Annotated in this window: 15 protein-coding genes; 2 read left to right on the top strand and 13 right to left on the bottom strand. The window is 60.7% G+C overall.

Features of this window, described 5'->3' with window-relative positions:
- Nucleotides 1–41: 41 nt before the first annotated feature.
- The 6 genes from acpP to GXB78_RS10915 all read right to left on the bottom strand — a co-directional run bounded on the left by acpP (nucleotide 42) and on the right by GXB78_RS10915 (nucleotide 4,035).
- Nucleotides 42–278 (bottom strand): acyl carrier protein, encoded by a 237-nt coding sequence (gene acpP, locus GXB78_RS10890; protein WP_003175607.1) that lies wholly within the window; start codon nucleotides 276–278, stop codon nucleotides 42–44.
- A gap of 196 nt (nucleotides 279–474) precedes the next feature.
- Nucleotides 475–1,218 carry a 3-oxoacyl-ACP reductase FabG gene (gene fabG / locus GXB78_RS10895; RefSeq protein WP_016770989.1) on the bottom strand — a complete coding sequence of 248 codons (744 nt, stop codon included), beginning with the start codon at nucleotides 1,216–1,218 and terminating at the stop codon, nucleotides 475–477.
- Nucleotides 1,219–1,234: 16 nt separating this feature from the next.
- Nucleotides 1,235–2,173: an ACP S-malonyltransferase gene (gene fabD / locus GXB78_RS10900; protein ID WP_056788244.1), complete on the bottom strand. Its 939-nt coding sequence runs from the start codon at nucleotides 2,171–2,173 to the stop codon at nucleotides 1,235–1,237.
- A 123-nt stretch (nucleotides 2,174–2,296) separates the two neighbouring features.
- A complete protein-coding gene (gene plsX / locus GXB78_RS10905; protein ID WP_329515390.1) occupies nucleotides 2,297–3,307 on the bottom strand; it encodes a phosphate acyltransferase PlsX in 1,011 nt (336 codons plus the stop codon).
- Nucleotides 3,308–3,311: 4 nt separating this feature from the next.
- Nucleotides 3,312–3,494 carry a 50S ribosomal protein L32 gene (gene rpmF, locus GXB78_RS10910; protein WP_003179396.1) on the bottom strand — a complete coding sequence of 61 codons (183 nt, stop codon included), beginning with the start codon at nucleotides 3,492–3,494 and terminating at the stop codon, nucleotides 3,312–3,314.
- Between the two features lie 13 nt (nucleotides 3,495–3,507).
- On the bottom strand, nucleotides 3,508–4,035 hold the full coding sequence (locus GXB78_RS10915) for a YceD family protein (RefSeq protein ID WP_003204262.1): 528 nt from the start codon (nucleotides 4,033–4,035) through the stop codon (nucleotides 3,508–3,510).
- Nucleotides 4,036–4,140: 105 nt separating this feature from the next.
- On the opposite strand from GXB78_RS10915, the gene GXB78_RS10920 reads away from it, so the two are divergent.
- Nucleotides 4,141–4,719, top strand: coding sequence for a Maf family protein (locus GXB78_RS10920; RefSeq protein WP_329515391.1), 579 nt, complete (start codon nucleotides 4,141–4,143; stop codon nucleotides 4,717–4,719).
- A gap of 119 nt (nucleotides 4,720–4,838) precedes the next feature.
- Here GXB78_RS10920 and sppA read toward each other — a convergent pair whose 3' ends face one another.
- From sppA to rluC, 3 genes are read right to left on the bottom strand one after another with little or no spacing between them, the layout of a single operon-like run.
- Complete coding sequence (gene sppA / locus GXB78_RS10925; protein WP_329515392.1) at nucleotides 4,839–5,828, bottom strand: signal peptide peptidase SppA; 990 nt, start codon at nucleotides 5,826–5,828, stop codon at nucleotides 4,839–4,841.
- A gap of 24 nt (nucleotides 5,829–5,852) precedes the next feature.
- A complete protein-coding gene (locus tag GXB78_RS10930) occupies nucleotides 5,853–6,515 on the bottom strand; it encodes an HAD-IA family hydrolase (protein ID WP_329515393.1) in 663 nt (220 codons plus the stop codon).
- Nucleotides 6,502–7,461: a 23S rRNA pseudouridine(955/2504/2580) synthase RluC gene (rluC, locus tag GXB78_RS10935; protein WP_329515394.1), complete on the bottom strand. Its 960-nt coding sequence runs from the start codon at nucleotides 7,459–7,461 to the stop codon at nucleotides 6,502–6,504. Before rluC ends, GXB78_RS10930 begins: the two co-directional genes overlap by 14 nt.
- Nucleotides 7,462–8,160: 699 nt before the next feature.
- On the opposite strand from rluC, the gene rne reads away from it, so the two are divergent.
- Nucleotides 8,161–11,448, top strand: a complete 3,288-nt coding sequence (gene rne / locus GXB78_RS10940; protein WP_329515395.1) for a ribonuclease E — start codon at nucleotides 8,161–8,163, stop codon at nucleotides 11,446–11,448.
- A gap of 190 nt (nucleotides 11,449–11,638) precedes the next feature.
- Here the strand turns inward: rne and GXB78_RS10945 are convergent, their stop codons facing one another.
- The 4 genes from GXB78_RS10945 to GXB78_RS10960 are packed head-to-tail and all read right to left on the bottom strand — an operon-like array spanning nucleotide 11,639 to nucleotide 16,001.
- Nucleotides 11,639–12,235, bottom strand: coding sequence for a nucleotidyltransferase family protein (locus tag GXB78_RS10945; RefSeq protein WP_329515396.1), 597 nt, complete (start codon nucleotides 12,233–12,235; stop codon nucleotides 11,639–11,641).
- On the bottom strand, nucleotides 12,232–13,212 hold the full coding sequence (locus tag GXB78_RS10950) for an XdhC family protein (RefSeq protein ID WP_329515397.1): 981 nt from the start codon (nucleotides 13,210–13,212) through the stop codon (nucleotides 12,232–12,234). The genes GXB78_RS10945 and GXB78_RS10950 overlap by 4 nt, the downstream gene beginning before the upstream one ends.
- A complete protein-coding gene (locus tag GXB78_RS10955) occupies nucleotides 13,213–15,534 on the bottom strand; it encodes a xanthine dehydrogenase family protein molybdopterin-binding subunit (RefSeq protein ID WP_329515398.1) in 2,322 nt (773 codons plus the stop codon).
- Nucleotides 15,531–16,001 carry a (2Fe-2S)-binding protein gene (locus tag GXB78_RS10960; RefSeq protein ID WP_016771000.1) on the bottom strand — a complete coding sequence of 157 codons (471 nt, stop codon included), beginning with the start codon at nucleotides 15,999–16,001 and terminating at the stop codon, nucleotides 15,531–15,533. Before GXB78_RS10960 ends, GXB78_RS10955 begins: the two co-directional genes overlap by 4 nt.
- Nucleotides 16,002–16,200 lie beyond the last annotated feature (199 nt).

Consider the following 16,200-nt stretch of genomic DNA (forward strand, 5'->3'; position numbering starts at 1 on the left):
AGTGCGGTTTTTCCATGACAGCAAGCAACGATTACAAACTGTTACGCCTGGTGGCTGGTAACGTAGTCGATTGCAGCTTGTACAGTAGTGATCTTTTCAGCTTCTTCGTCAGGGATTTCGGTCTCGAATTCCTCTTCCAGAGCCATCACCAGCTCAACGGTGTCAAGGGAGTCGGCACCCAGGTCTTCTACGAAGGAAGCGGTGTTGACCACTTCTTCTTCTTTAACACCCAGTTGCTCGGCAACGATTTTCTTGACGCGCTCTTCGATGGTGCTCATACCTTGTTTTCACTCCTAATGGACAAATTCAGGCAGCTGGCCAGTGGGTAAGTGTATAGAAAGCCTTTTCAGTTTTTCAACTGAAAGCTTCACTCCTCAAACCCTGCGGCCCTCTGCCTATAAATAGATTGCAGCTTTATAACGGATTTTAGACAGCTCGTATGACATTTTTTTGAAGCAATCCGTCACATTTTACTTACATGTACATCCCACCGTTCACCGGGATTGTAGCCCCGGTAACGTATGCCGCACCGTCGGATGCAAGAAAAGCGACCACGGACGCGATCTCTTGAGCTTGTCCCAGACGACCCAGCGGAATCTGCGTCTGCAAGGCTTCACGCTGTGCTTCAGGCAGCTCGCGGGTCATATCGGTGTCGATGAACCCAGGGGTTACCGAGTTGACCGTAATCGAACGCGAACCGACTTCACGCGCCATCGCCCGGCTGAAACCTTCCAGACCGGCCTTGGCGGCTGCATAGTTTACTTGGCCGGCGTTGCCCATGGCACCCACCACCGAGCCAATACTGATAATTCGACCCCAGCGAGCCTTGGTCATGCCGCGCAGAACGCCCTTGGACAGGCGATACAGACTGTTCAGGTTGGTATCGATCACGTCGTACCATTCGTCGTCTTTCATGCGCATCATCAGGTTATCGCGGGTGATGCCGGCATTATTGACCAGAATTGCCACGGGCGCACCGAACTGCTCCTGAATACCCGCCAGCACCGCGCTGACCGATTCGTCGCTGGTGACGTTGAGTTCGAAACCGGCGCCCTGGATACCGTTTTCCTTCAGGGTCGCGGCAATGCGCTCGGCGCCCGACGCGGAGGTCGCGGTGCCGACAACGATGGCGCCCTGACGACCCAGTTCCAGCGCGATGGCCTGGCCGATACCGCGGCTTGCACCGGTGACCAGTGCAACTTTACCTTGCAGACTCATGCAAGTTTCTCCTGATTCAGGCCTGCGCTGCGCGAGCGGCAGCGAAGGCATCTGGGGTATTGAGGTTGGAAGTAGAAACGCCTTCGGCGCAACGCTTGTTCAGGCCGGCAAGGACTTTGCCGGGGCCGCATTCGACGAGATTGGTCGCGCCTTTGGCCGCCAGGGTCTGCACCGATTCAACCCAGCGCACCGGCTTGTAGAGTTGCTCGAGCAGATCACGCTTGAGGGTTTCCAGATCGGCCGGCACTTGTGCGCTGACGTTCTGGACGACCGGGATCTGCGGCGCCTGCCAGTCGATGGCGGCGATGGATTCAGCGAAGCGCTCGGCAGCCGGACGCATCAGCTCGCAGTGCGACGGCACGCTCACCGGCAATGGCATGGCGCGCTTGGCGCCACGGGCCTTGCAGCCTTCGATGGCACGTTCGACAGCAGCCTTGGCACCGGCAATTACCACCTGGCCCGGCGAGTTGAAATTCACCGCGCTGACAACTTCGCCTTGTGCTGCTTCGGCGCAGGCAGCCAGCACATCGGCGTCTTCCAGACCGAGGATCGCAGCCATGCCGCCCTGCCCGGCCGGCACCGCTTCCTGCATCAACTGGCCACGACGCTCGACGAGCTTGACCGCGTCAGCCAGGGTCAGGCTGCCAGCGGCTACCAGCGCACTGTATTCACCCAGGCTATGGCCGGCGACGAATGCCGGACGCGCGCCGCCTTCGGCCAGCCACAGACGCCACAGGGCGATCGAAGCGGTCAAAATGGCCGGTTGGGTTTTATCGGTTTGATTGAGCAACTCTTCCGGGCCCTGCTGGGTCAGCGCCCACAGGTCGTAGCCCAGCGCAGCAGAGGCTTCTTGAAAGGTTTCGAGGATCAGCGGATGTTGCGCGCCCAGCTCGGCCAGCATGCCGAGGGACTGCGAACCCTGTCCTGGAAAGACGAATGCGAGGGAAGCAGACATGTAACAAGCCCCTAATGATCTTGTCGTCGGAAAATAACGCCCTGTTCGGGACGCCAGAAACTGACAGTTTGGATGGCCCTTTGAACCGGGCGGTCACATTTAAGCATTGTCCGACGAAAACGCCTAAGACAACAGGTCCTCCAGACGACCGTGGAGACGCTCGGGCAGGTTCTCCTGAATTTCGATCAGCGCCCGTTGAATCGCACTCTGAAAGCCCTGCACCCCGGCCGATCCGTGACTCTTCACGACGATGCCCTGCAAGCCGAGAAAGCTTGCGCCATTATGTCGCGCCGGAGCCAGATCAGCCTGCAGACGCTTCATCAACGGCAATGCGAGAGCGCCGACAGCGCGAGACGCGAAGTTTTTCTTGAACAGCGCCTCGATGCGCGCCGCAATCATCGTCGCCAGGCCTTCGCTGGATTTGAGCAGGATGTTGCCGACGAAACCGTCACACACCACCACATCGGCCTCGCCGCGATACAAGCCGTCGCCTTCGATAAAGCCGATGTAGTTGATCCCGCGCGCCGCCTGCAACAGCGTTGCGGCCAGCTTGACCTGCTGATTGCCCTTGATGTCTTCGGTGCCGATGTTCAGCAGCGCCACACGCGGCCGCGCGATTCCCAGGGTCTGCGCGGCCACCGAACCCATCACCGCGAACTGCAACAGGTGATCGGCACTGCAATCGACGTTGGCGCCAAGATCGAGCAACTGGCAATAACCGGTCTGCGTCGGGATCGCCGCGACCATGGCCGGACGATCAATGCCTGGCAATGTCTTCAGCACAAATCGCGACAGCGCCATCAACGCACCGGTGTTGCCGGCACTGACACAGGCCTGCACTTTGCCATCGCGGAGCAACTCAAGGGCGACACGCATCGACGAATCCGGCTTGCCACGCAAGGCCTGGGCAGGTTTTTCGTCCATGGTGATGACTTCGCTGGCCGCGACAATCGTCAGGCGCGCGCGATCGGCAGCCGACTGGCCGTGAATCAGTTCTTCAAGAAGGGAGGGTTGACCGACGAGGGTCAGGTGCAGCGAGGGCGTAGCAGACAGGCAAGCAAGGCTGGCCTGAACAATGCTGCGGGGACCGAAGTCCCCGCCCATTGCGTCAATCGCGATGACTTGAGCGGACAAGTGATTACTCGTCAGCGCCCTTGTCGATCACTTTACGGCCACGGTATACGCCTTCTGGCGATACGTGGTGACGCAGGTGAACTTCACCGGTGGTTTTTTCTACAGACAGGGTGCTAGCCTCGAGAGCGTCGTGCGAACGGCGCATGTCACGGGCAGAGCGGGATTTTTTGTTCTGCTGAACAGCCATAATTGATTAACTCCTAAACGTTTGGGTCACGCTTTAACTGCGCCAATACACTGAACGGGTTGGACCGCGTTACCTCGTCCTCGCTCGGTTCGGGCTCATCTGCTCCCGCCGGCTGCTGGCATTCTTCCGGATGATGAGCAGGCACAATGGGCAAGGCGAGCAGAAGCTCCTCCTCGATCAGTGACTGCAGATCCAATGGATCTTCGCCCAGTTCCAGCACGTCATAACCTTTCGGCAACGACTGGGTATTCGCACCCTCCTTCACCACCGCGTAACTGCATTCGCTGTGGATCGGCAGGGTGACCAGCTCAAGACAACGCTGGCAAACCATTTTGACTTCGGTGTCGATAAAGCTGTGGATGACCACAGACTTACGTTCATCTCGTTCAAAAACGAATTTGGCCTGCACCGTACCGACATCGTCGGAAAGCGGGTCGCAGAGTCTCTTCAAATCGGCCAGCAGCAGTTCACCTTGAAGGGTGGTGCCACGGTCAGCCAATTTGCGCGGGTCAACGTGAGGTGGAATCGGGTCATTCAACATAGGCGCAGCATTATAGGGATGCACCCACCCATGTCAAAGGAAATTGTGCCCTGTCCGTCACTTGCGCGCCTCCGCTAGAATCCGCACCTGCCTCAGGAGACGTCCATGCTGCCTTTATTACTTGCTTCAAGCTCGACTTATCGCCGCGAATTGCTCGCTCGCCTGCATCTGCCGTTCGTCTGCAGCTCGCCGGATATCGACGAAAGTCACCGCCCGGGCGAGTCTGCAATCGAATTGGTCAAGCGTCTCGCCGAAGAAAAAGCCCGCGCCCTGGCGGACAGCCACCCTGCTCACCTGATTATCGGCTCGGACCAGGTTGCCGTGCTGGGCGAACAAATCATCGGCAAGCCGCACACCTTCGAGAAGGCCCGTGATCAGCTGATGGCCGCCAGCGGCGCGAGCGTGACCTTCCTCACTGGCTTGGCGCTGCTCAACAGCCAGACCGGGCAATGCCAGGTCGACTGCGTGCCGTTCACGGTGCACATGCGTCAGCTGGATCAGGCGCACATCGAGCGCTACCTGCGAATCGAGCAGCCGTACGACTGCGCCGGCAGTTTCAAGGCCGAGGGCTTGGGTGTAAGCCTGTTTCAATCGACCGAAGGTCCGGACGCCACCAGTCTGGTCGGCCTGCCGCTGATTCGCCTGATCGATATGTTGTTGGTCGAAGGTGTGCAAATCCCTTAAAAGCAAAAGATCGCAGCCTTCGGCAGCTCCTACAGAATCGGCGTCACCGCAAAAAAAGCGATTGAACATTAATCCTGTAGGAGCTGCCGCAGGCTGCGATCTTTTGATCTACCGGCAATTTACCGCAACGAAGGCCCGTGGAAACCCATCCACATCGCCAACTGCTCGGCCACGCTGGCACCGAGCTTTTTCGAGAAGCGATCGAACGGCGATTCCTGCACAGTGAAGTCCACCAGCTCCTTCTCGCCAATCACATCACGCGCCACCGAACTGGCACTGCCCAGGCCATCGATCAGCCCCAGCGGCAGCGCCTGCTCACCCGACCAGACCAGCCCGGAAAAAAGCTCCGGATGCTCCTTGTCCTTCAGGCGATCGCCACGACCCTGCTTGACGCTGTTGATGAACTGCTTATGCGTAGTGTCGAGCACGCTTTGCCAGAACGCGGTTTCTTCAGACTTTTGCGGCTGGAACGGATCGAGGAATGCCTTGTGCTCGCCCGAGGTGTAGGTGCGACGCTCAACACCGAGCTTTTCCATGGTGCCGACGAAACCGTAACCCGCCGCCGTCACGCCGATCGAGCCGACCAGACTGGCCTTGTCGGCGTAGATCTGATCCGCCGCACTGGCAATGTAATAAGCTCCAGAGGCACCGAGATCGGAAATCACTGCATACAACTTGATCTCCGGGTGCAGAGCACGCAGACGCTTGATCTCGTCATAGACATAACCGGACTGCACCGGACTGCCGCCCGGGCTGTTGATGCGCAGAACGACGCCTTTGACCTTCTTGTCTTCAAACGCCGCGCGCAGGCTGCCCACGATATTGTCGGCACTGGCTGGTTCCTTGTCGGCGATTACACCGTCAATCTCGATCAACGCCGTGTAGTTCGGGCCGCGTGCGGCGCTTTTCTCCATGTCCATCAGCGGCGTGAACAACAACAGAGCAACAAACAGATAAACAAACGTCAGCAGCTTGAAGAAAATCCCCCAGCGCCGCGAACGGCGTTGTTCCTGCACGCCAGCCAGCAGAGTTTTTTCCAACAGCTTCCAGCTTTTCGCGTCACCGTCGTCGGCACTTGCCTTGGCCGGTGCTTTCCATTCGTCGGTCATGCCATCTACCCCAGCAAAAACGTATTAAGCCCGCTGACCCAGCCAGGCATGCAATTCAGAAAAACGGTCGATCGACAGCCGCGGCTCGAACTGTTGCAGGGACTCGATCGATTGCGCGCCATAACTGACCGCCACCGAATCCATCCCCGCGTTGCGTGCCATCAGCAGATCGAACGACGAATCACCGACCATCAACGCCTGCTCCGGGCGCACGCCACAGTGGCTGACGATCTGCTCAAGCATCAGAGGGTGTGGCTTGCTGGCAGTTTCATCGGCGGCACGGGTGATATCGAAATAATCTTCCCAGCCATTGGCCTTGAGTACACGATCCAGTCCGCGCCGGTTTTTGCCGGTCGCCACCGCCAGTTGATAGCCCTGCTCGCGAAACGACGCCATCGATTCGACCACGCCTTCGAACAGCGGCGAAGGCACGGCTTCGGCAGCGATGTAGTGATCGGCGTAGTACTCGCGAAACGCGAGCAGTTCTGCGTCGCTGATTTCGGGGTACAGGGTGCGAATCGCTTCCGGCAATCCGAGGCCGATGATGCCTTTTACGGCGAAGTCATCGCGCAGCTCGAAACCGGAACGCCCGGACGCCGAGTGCATGGCTTCGACAATCCGGTGAATGGAGTCGGCGAGCGTGCCGTCCCAATCGAAAATCAGCAGCTTGTAATCAGATGGGCGCACTCAATCGCTCCACGGTCTTGGCCCACATTTCATCCACGGGCGCTTGCAAATTCAGCTTGCCGCCGTCGGGCAGCGGCACGGTCAGCATGTAAGCGTGCAGGAACAGGCGCTTACCGCCCAGATCACGGATTTCCCTGGTGAAATCCTCGTCGCCATACTTGCTGTCACCGGCAATGCAATGGCCTGCATGCAAGGTGTGCACGCGAATCTGGTGGGTACGACCGGTCACCGGTTTCGCCTCGACCATGGTGGCAAAATCGCCGAAGCGGCGCAGCACCTTGAACATCGTCAGGGCTTCTTTGCCTTCATCGTTGACTTCGACCATGCGCTCGCCGGAACGCAGATTGCTCTTTAGCAACGGTGCGCGGACCTGCTTGATCGAGGTTGCCCAGTTGCCACGGACCAGCGCCATGTAGCGCTTGTCGACGCCATCGCCACGCAGTTGCTCGTGCAGGTGGCGCAACATGCTGCGCTTCTTGGCGATCATCAGCAGGCCGGAGGTGTCACGGTCGAGACGATGGACCAGCTCCAGCTCCTTCGCATCGGGACGCAACTGACGAAAGGCTTCGATCACACCGAAATTCAAGCCACTGCCACCGTGAACCGCAATGCCGGCGGGCTTGTTGATCACGATCAGGGCTTTGTCTTCGAAGACGATCGAGGCTTCCAGGCGCTGCAGCAGGCCCTGGGCCAGCGGCACCGGTTCGTCGCGCTCAGGCACGCGAACCGGCGGCACACGCACGATATCGCCGGCCTGCAGCTTGTATTCGGGCTTGATCCGACCTTTGTTCACGCGCACTTCGCCTTTGCGCAAAATGCGGTAAATCAAGGTCTTGGGCACGCCTTTGAGCCGGGCGAGGAGAAAGTTGTCGATTCGTTGGCCGGCATACTCCGGCGAGACTTCAAGCAGTTGAACGCCTGGAGTCGAAGGGGTAGTAGTTGTCATGCCGCGGATGATAACAATTTTTATGGAATTGAAGCACTTAATCATTGCTGCTATAGTCGCGAACGCCGCCAAAAGCGGCCTGGACAGCGGAACCACGGTCGAAGACCGGCCCTGACCAACGCAATTCACCAGGGCGCGAGGCCGTCCTACGGGGCTTTCGCTACGTAACGGTGGAGTTTGCGGTTGTAACCAGCGCAGGTGACATGAGGCCTGAATTACACCGCCGAGCAGAGTTCTCACTCGCCCGGCAGGCAACATTCGAGGCCAGTTCACAAAGTGCAGTCGACTGCGAATGACCCCGAGCGAATGTTTCGGAAACATCGCCTGAATTAGCCATGATGCGTGACCTCCCCTTTCGGAGCTCACGGTAAATGCCAACCCGCTGCGGATTCTGCGCGCGGCAGCACCCGAATTATCAGGGATACGTGTAGGGTGGAGATGCACAACCGCCGGACTGTGTAGCAACAAGCTTTGATCAAGACGCTTCATCTCGTCCACAGCCGCTGGTTGATTCCTCCTCCTGACTGAGTGCTTAAGTAGCCACAGCAAGCAGGACGCGTACGTCGCGGTATCGGCCCAATTGGCCGCACATCGCTGGACACGGGAATGGCCAACCACTCCCGACGCACCTGACACCGACCGTGAGAAGTCGTGTGTGCCGAACGCCGTTTCCGGCAGCCCGGAAACCGACGGTACTACATGAAAAGAATGCTGATTAACGCAACTCAACCCGAAGAGTTGCGTGTTGCACTGGTAGATGGCCAGCGCCTCTACGACCTGGACATCGAATCCGGTGCACGCGAGCAGAAGAAGGCCAACATCTATAAAGGCCGTATCACTCGCATCGAACCAAGCCTTGAGGCTGCCTTTGTCGATTTCGGCTCCGAGCGCCACGGCTTCCTGCCCCTCAAAGAAATCTCCCGCGAATACTTCAAGAAAGCCCCCGAAGGCCGCGTCAACATCAAGGACGTCCTGAGCGAAGGCCAGGAAGTCATCGTTCAGGTCGAGAAAGAAGAACGTGGCAACAAGGGCGCCGCCCTGACCACCTTCATCAGCCTGGCCGGTCGTTACCTCGTGCTGATGCCGAACAACCCGCGTGCCGGCGGCATTTCCCGTCGCATCGAAGGCGAAGAGCGCAATGAACTGCGTGAAGCGCTGAACGGTCTGGTCGCTCCGGCCGACATGGGCCTGATCGTGCGCACTGCAGGCCTGGGCCGCAGCAGCGAAGAAATGCAGTGGGACCTCGACTACCTGCTGCAACTGTGGACCGCCATCAAAGAAGCTTCGCTGGATCGCTCCGCGCCATTCCTGATCTATCAGGAAAGCAACGTGATCATCCGCGCCATCCGCGATTACCTGCGCCAGGACATCGGCGAAGTGCTGATCGACAGCGTTGAAGCCCAGGACGAAGCCCTGACCTTCATCCGCCAGGTGATGCCGCAGTACGCCAGCAAGATCAAGCTGTACGAAGACAGCGTGCCGCTGTTCAACCGTTTCCAGATCGAAAGCCAGATCGAGACCGCTTTCCAGCGCGTCGTCGAACTGCCTTCCGGCGGCTCCATCGTTATCGATCCGACCGAAGCCCTGGTGTCCATCGACATCAACTCGGCGCGCGCCACCAAAGGCAGCGACATCGAAGAAACCGCCCTGCAGACCAACCTTGAAGCCGCCGAAGAAATCGCCCGTCAGTTGCGCCTGCGCGACATCGGCGGCCTGATCGTCATCGACTTCATCGACATGACCCCGGCCAAGAACCAGCGCGCCGTGGAAGAAAAAGTCCGTGAATGCCTGGAAGCCGACCGCGCCCGTGTGCAGATCGGTCGCATCTCGCGTTTCGGCCTGCTGGAAATGTCCCGTCAGCGCCTGCGTCCATCTCTCGGCGAAAGCAGCGGCATCGTCTGCCCGCGTTGCAACGGCACCGGCATCATCCGTGACGTCGAATCGCTGTCGCTGGCCATCCTGCGCCTGATCGAAGAAGAAGCCCTGAAGGACCGCACCGCCGAAGTTCGCGCTCAGGTGCCGATCCCGGTCGCCGCGTTCCTGCTCAACGAAAAACGCAACTCGATCACCAAGATCGAACTGCGCACCCGTGCCCGCATCGTCATTCTGCCGAACGACCACCTCGAAACGCCGCACTTCGAAGTTCAGCGACTGCGTGATGACAGCCCGGAAGCCGCGACCAACCAGTCCAGCTACGAAATCGCTGCCGCCGCTGCCGAAGTCGAAGAAGTCCAGCCAGCCGCTGCGACCCGTACCCTGGTTCGCCAGGAAGCTGCGGTGAAGACTGCGCCGGCCCGTGCCAACGCACCGGTGCCGACCGAAGTTGCCCCTGCCGCACCTGCTCCGGCACCGGTTGCCGCGCCTGAGCCAAGCCTGTTCAAGGGTCTGGTGAAGTCGCTGGTCAGCCTGTTCGCCACCAAGGAAGAGCCAGCCGCACCGGTCGCTGTTGCGAAACCGGCTGCCACCGAGCGTCCAGCGCGTAACGAAGAGCGTCGCAATGGTCGTCAGCAGAGCCGCAACCGTAACGGTCGCCGCGATGAAGAACGCAAGCCGCGCGAAGAACGTGCTCCGCGTGAAGAGCGCGCACCACGCGAGCCGCGCGAAGAGCGTCAGCCACGTGAAGCCCGTGAACCGCGCGAAACTCGCAGCGAAGCGCCGGTAGCCCGCGAAGAGCGCGCACCACGTGCTCCGCGTGAGGAACGTGCACCGCGCGCCCCGCGTGAAGATCGCAAGCCGCGTGGCGAGCGTGAAGAACGCGTACGTGAACTGCGTGAGCCACTGGACGCCGCGCCAGTCGCAGCCGCAGCCACCGCTGCCGTGTCGGCTGAAGAGCGTCCGGCCCGTCAGCCACGTGAAGAGCGCGCTCCGCGTCCGCCGCGTGAAGAGCGTCAACCGCGTGCCGAGCAGGCCGCTGCTGCCGTTGGTGAAGAAGAAGTGAACAGCAACAACGAAGAGCAACTGCCGGAAGACGGTCAGGACAACGCCGAAGGCGATCGTCCACGTCGTCGCTCCCGTGGTCAGCGTCGTCGCAGCAACCGTCGCGAGCGTCAGCGTGATGCCAACGGCAACGTGATCGAAGGTTCGGAAGAATCCGAGTCCGCTGAAAACGCTGGTGAGCCAAGCACTGCCGATCTGGCCGCTGGCCTGGCCGTCACCGCCGCCGTTGCCAGCAGCACCATCAGCGCGCCGGCTGAAGCCCAGGCCCACGAGCAGGCTGAACGCGCCACCGCCGCCACACTGGAAACTGCTCCAGTCGAAGCCCCGGTTGTCGAAGCCAGCACCCCTGTGGAAGTGGCTGCTGCACCGGAAATCGAAGTAGCCCCGATCCGCGAAACTCAGCCTCAGGTTGAAGCGGCGGCTGTACCAGAAGCTAACGTTGAAGCGCCAGCTGCCGTCACTGAGCCAGCGGTTGAAACCGTCACTGAAGAAGTGACCAAAACCGTGCGTGAAGTTCGCGAAGAGCAGACTGCGTTCAACTGGGTTGCCGAGCCAGCCGTCACTGAGACTCCAGCGCCCGTCGCGGAAGCCGAAGTGCCGCCAGCCATGGTTTCCGAGCCAGTGGTCACAGCGGCCGAGCCGGCACCGACGCCAGCGGTTGAAGCTCCAGCAGTCGAAGCACCGGTTGTCGAAGCCAAGGTTGAAGAAGCGCCAGCCGCAGTCGAAGCGCCAGCCCCGGTGGTTGAGGCTCCGGCTCCGGTCAGCGCCCTGACGCCAAACGGCCGCGCGCCAAACGACCCGCGTGAAGTGCGTCGTCGCAAGCGTGAAGCCGAGCGTCTGCAGAAGGAAGCCGAACTGGCTGCCGCTGCGGCGCCAGTGGCTGCCGAACCAACCGCTGCGGCTGAAGTGGTCGAGGCAGCTCCAGCCCCGGTCGCTGAAGAAGCATCGGTGGAAGCGGTGATCGCTGAAGCACCCCGCTCCGTTCAGGATGCGGTCGAGCAGCGCGAAGAAGCCCAGGAAAAAGAGCACGAGCCTAAACCACTCGTGTAATTCCTGAAGCCAATAAAAAGCCCCGCCAGGTGCAAGCCTGGCGGGGCTTTTTATTGTCTGCAATACAGCATCATCCGCAACCTTTGTGGGAGCGAGCCTGCTCGCGAAAGCGGTGGGTCAGACAATATTCATGTAACTGAACCACCGCATTCGCGAGCAGGCTCGCTCCCACAAGGGATTTCAACATGGCTCAGGAATGAGGAAATACCAGAGATTCAGGCACATCGATATCCCACAACACCCCCGAATCATCCACCGCCACTTCCACCACCCTACCCTGCGCAAACAAAGGACGTGCACCACGATCACCGGTCAGCGCTTGTAACTGAGCACCAAACGAACGACCAAACCCCACCGGATGACCAAACTCGCCGTTCAGCACCGGCACACTCACCGCATCATCAGCCATCGCCGCGACCACTCGCTCGATAGTCGATGGCAAGATAAAAGGCATATCCCCAAGCACAATTAACCAGCCATCCGCATCAGCACTGGCCGCGACACCTGCGGCAATGCTGTCGCCCATGCCCGTCGACTCGATCGACACCACGTCGCAACCGTAAGCCTGGGCCATGCGCATCGCCTGCGGTCGCGCTTCGGTCGTGACCAGTACGCGATTGTCGAGACTGGCCGGCAGATTCACCAGCACTTGCTCGATCACCGAGCGCACGGCGCCGTCACGCCCCGTGCAGTCAGCAAGCAGTTTGTCTTTGTCGGGGCCGGCGATCTGGCGAAAGCGCTTGCCCTCGCCCGCTGCCAGCACGATCACTGCGATGGATTGGCTCATGCACCCTCCAGCGGTTTCTTCTGTTTCAGCTCGACGCCGTTCTTGATCGCAACAATTTCCGCCAGCAACGACAAGGCGATCTCTGCTGGCGAATGACTGCCGATGTGCAGGCCGATCGGCCCGTGCAGGCGATCAATCGATGCTTGCGACAAACCTAGCTGAGCGAGGTTTTCCCGGCGCTTCTGGCTGTTGACCCGCGAACCCAGCGCGCCGACGTAAAACGCTGGCGAGTCGAGCGCGGTGAGCAACGCCATGTCGTCCAGGCGTGGATCGTGAGTCAAGGCGACAATCGCCGTGCGCTCGTCGGTCTGGATGTTCAACACCGCTTCGTCCGGCATGCCGGGAACAAAACGGCCGTGTTGCTCTTCCCAGCCGTAGACGAACTCGGTGCGCGGATCGCAGATCAGCACTTCGAAATCCAGCAGCCGCGCCATGTCAGCAACGTAGCGCGACAACTGCCCGGCGCCGATCAACAACAGGCGCCAGCGCGGGCCATAAATCGCCCGCAGGACTTTGCCGTCGAACACCAGGGAATCGGTTTTACTCGCCGGAGCCAACAGCACCTCGCCGGTTTCGATGTTCAGTTCCCGGGCAACGATTTCATGGTTTTCGCAACGTTGCAGCAGCTCGGCCACCCACGCCGGGTCGCCGACGCGCTCCTCGGTCAGGCGCAGGGTGCCACCGCATGGCAGGCCGAAACGCGCGGCCTCCTCTCGGGTCACGCCGTACGTAATCATCTGCACTGGCGGACCATCGGTGGCAATGCGGCCGTCGTGCAGTCGCGCGATCAGGTCATCCTCGACACAACCGCCCGACACCGAGCCGATCACCACGCCATCCTCGCGCAGGGCGAGCATGGCGCCGGGCGAGCGCGGCGCGGTGCCCCAGGTCTGCACCACGCTGAACAGCACCACCCGCTGCCCGGCGCGGCGCCATTCGAGGACGCTGCGCAGGACATTGAGATCGACGCTGTCCATTTACGCCTCCGCCTTCTGCCAGCCTTGCAACTGATAACGCACCGGCAGATTGCGGATACGCTTGCCGGTCGCGGCGAAGATCGCATTGCACAGCGCCGGGGCGATCGGTGGCACGCCCGGCTCACCAACGCCACCCAACGGCACGTCACCCGGCGGCGTGACCAGATGCACCGCAACTTCCTTCGGCGCCAGCGACATGCGCGCGACCTCATACATATGGAAATTGTCCTGCTGGACCTTGCCGTCCTTGAAGCTGATCTCGCCGAGCACGGCGTTGCCCAGGCCCATGACACACGCGCCTTCGAACTGTGAGCGGATGCGCTCAGGGTTGATCTGCGGCCCGCAGTCCACGGCGATGTCGGCCTTGTGCACGATCAGCGAACCGTCGTCCTTGACCTCGACTTCGATCACCGCGGCCACATAGGTGACGAAGCTGTAATGCACCGCCAGACCGAGGCCGCGGCCCTTGGGCAGCTTGCGCCCCCAACCGGCAGCCTTGGCGGCCGTTTCCAGCACCGTGCGCATGCGACCGGTGTCGATCGGATAACGCTCGGGCGATTCACCGTAGTTCCACTCTTCGCTCAAGGTGCGTGGATCGATCTGCCGATCCGGCCCGAGCAGTTTGATCTGGTACTTGAGCGGATCTTCACCGGCCTTGTGCGCCAGTTCATCAACGAAACTCTGAATCGCGAAGCCATGGGGAATGTTCGACACCGAGCGGTACCAACCCACCCGCGTGTGCACCTTGGCTTCAGGGTTTTCCAGACGCACGTTGGGAATCGCGTAGGCCATGTTGGTAAAGCCCATGCCCAGCTCGAACGCCGCTTCATGGTTCATGTCCGGGGCAAACAGTGCAGTGATGCTTGGCGCCACGGTGCGATGCAGCCAACCGGAGGGCATGCCGTTCTTGTCGATGCCGGCCTTCAGGTACTCCGCCGATACGGTGTGGAAATACGAGTTGTGGATGTCGTCTTCACGCGTCCACTGCACCCGTACAGCCTTGCCGGGAAATTCCTTGGCGAGAATCGCCGCTTCAACGACGAAGTCCGGTTTCGACTTGCGCCCGAAACCACCGCCCAGCAGCGTCACGTTGAAAGTAACCTTTTCGAACGGCACGCCCAAACGCTCGGCGATGCGCTCACGGGTGACCTGCGGGGCCTGACTCGGCGCCCAGGCTTCGCACACGCCGTCCTTGAACCGCGCGATGGCGACCATGGGTTCCATCGGCGCCTGCGCCAGATGCGGCAGGTAGTACGAGGCTTCGAGGGTGCTGGCAGCGCTGCTCAACGCCTTGTCGATGTCACCGGTGTTGCGCACCACTTTGCCGGCTGTCAGCGACGCGGCTTCAAGCTCTTTGCGATAGGCAATCGAGTCATAACTGGCATTCGGGCCGTCGTCCCACTCGATCTTCAGCGCCTCGCGGCCCTTGATCGCCGCCCAGGTGTTGCTGGCGACGACTGCGACGCCGCCCAGCGGCTGAAACTCCGACGGCAATGGCCGGCCTTCGATCTGAATGACTTTCAGCACGCCGGGGACTTTCAGTGCGGCGCTGTCATCGAGGCTTTTGACCTTGCCGCCATACACCGCAGGGCGAGCGATGGTGGCGTAGAGCATGCCATCGAAATGCACGTCTGCGCCGTACACTGCGCGGCCATTGACGATGTCGGCACCGTCGATGGCCTTGGTGCCTTCTTTGCCGATGTAGCGAAATTCCGACGGCTGCTTGAGGCGCAGGCTGTCACGCGCCGGCACTGCCAGCGCACTGGCCGCAGCGGCAAGCTCGCCATACCCCAGCTCACGGCCGGAGGGTTTATGAATAACTTTGTGCAGTTGCGCATGGCATTCGCCGACCGGCACTTTCCACTGCGCGGCGGCAGCCTGCTCGAGCATGGTCCGCGCGGCGGCGCCACAACGACGCATCGGTTCGTACCAGTGCCGCATGCTGCGCGAACCGTCGGTGTCCTGGTTGCCGAAGCGCACTTCGTCGCCCGGCGCCTGCTGCACTTTGACCTGCGCCCAATCGGCCTCGAGCTCATCGGCAACCACCATGCTCAGGCTGGTGCGCACGCCCTGACCCATTTCCGAACGATTGCACACCACGGTGACGCTGCCATCGGCGGCGATGCTCACGTAGACCTTGGGATCGTCGATCCAGCCATTGGGCATGCCGTCGGCGCCGAACTTCTTCGCCGCGTCATCGGCCAGCGCATCCTGCCAGCCCCAGCTCGCGGCGAGGACCAGCGCACTGGTGGCGCCGACGCCTTTGAGAAAGCCACGACGGCTGAGGTTGCTCAGGGCGAAATCATTCGGGACGCGGCTCATGCCTTCACCTCCTTCAGGTGGGTGGAGGCCTGGCGGATCGCGGTTTTGATCCGGTTGTAAGTGCCGCAGCGGCAGATGTTGCCGACCATGGCTTCTTCGATCTGCTCGTCGCTCGGGTTCGGGTTGGTCTTCAACAAGGCCGTGGCCGACATGATCTGCCCGCCCTGGCAATAACCGCATTGCGCGACCGCGCTGTCGAGCCAGGCTTGCTGCACGACCTTGCCCACCGGATCGGCGTGGAGATTGTCGATGGTGGTGACGTTCTGGCCGATCACCGAGCCGATCGGCGTGATGCAACTGCGCGCCGGCAAGCCGTCGATGTGGATGGTGCAGGCGCCGCACAGGCCCATGCCGCAACCGAACTTGGTGCCGTTGTAACCGGCTACGTCACGAATCGCCCACAACAGCGGCATGTCTTCGGTGACATCGAGGGAGTGGTCTTGACCGTTGAGTTTCAGGGTAATCATGGGCACGCCCGCATATTTTTTAGTGGTTATGGGTTACATCTTAGCGGCAAGCTGCAAGCTGCAAGCTACAAGTGAAGGCGTGTCGGATTCGCTTGCAGTTTGCAGCTCGCAACCGCGCCTTGGGTGGAGCAAACTATTGGTATCGTTAGGTGGCTAAGTTAACCTAGCATTAACAAAAAAGCCCTGCTTATACAGGGCT

This window comes from Pseudomonas moraviensis subsp. stanleyae, from assembly GCF_036283065.1.
Lineage (GTDB): Bacteria > Pseudomonadota > Gammaproteobacteria > Pseudomonadales > Pseudomonadaceae > Aquipseudomonas > Aquipseudomonas stanleyae.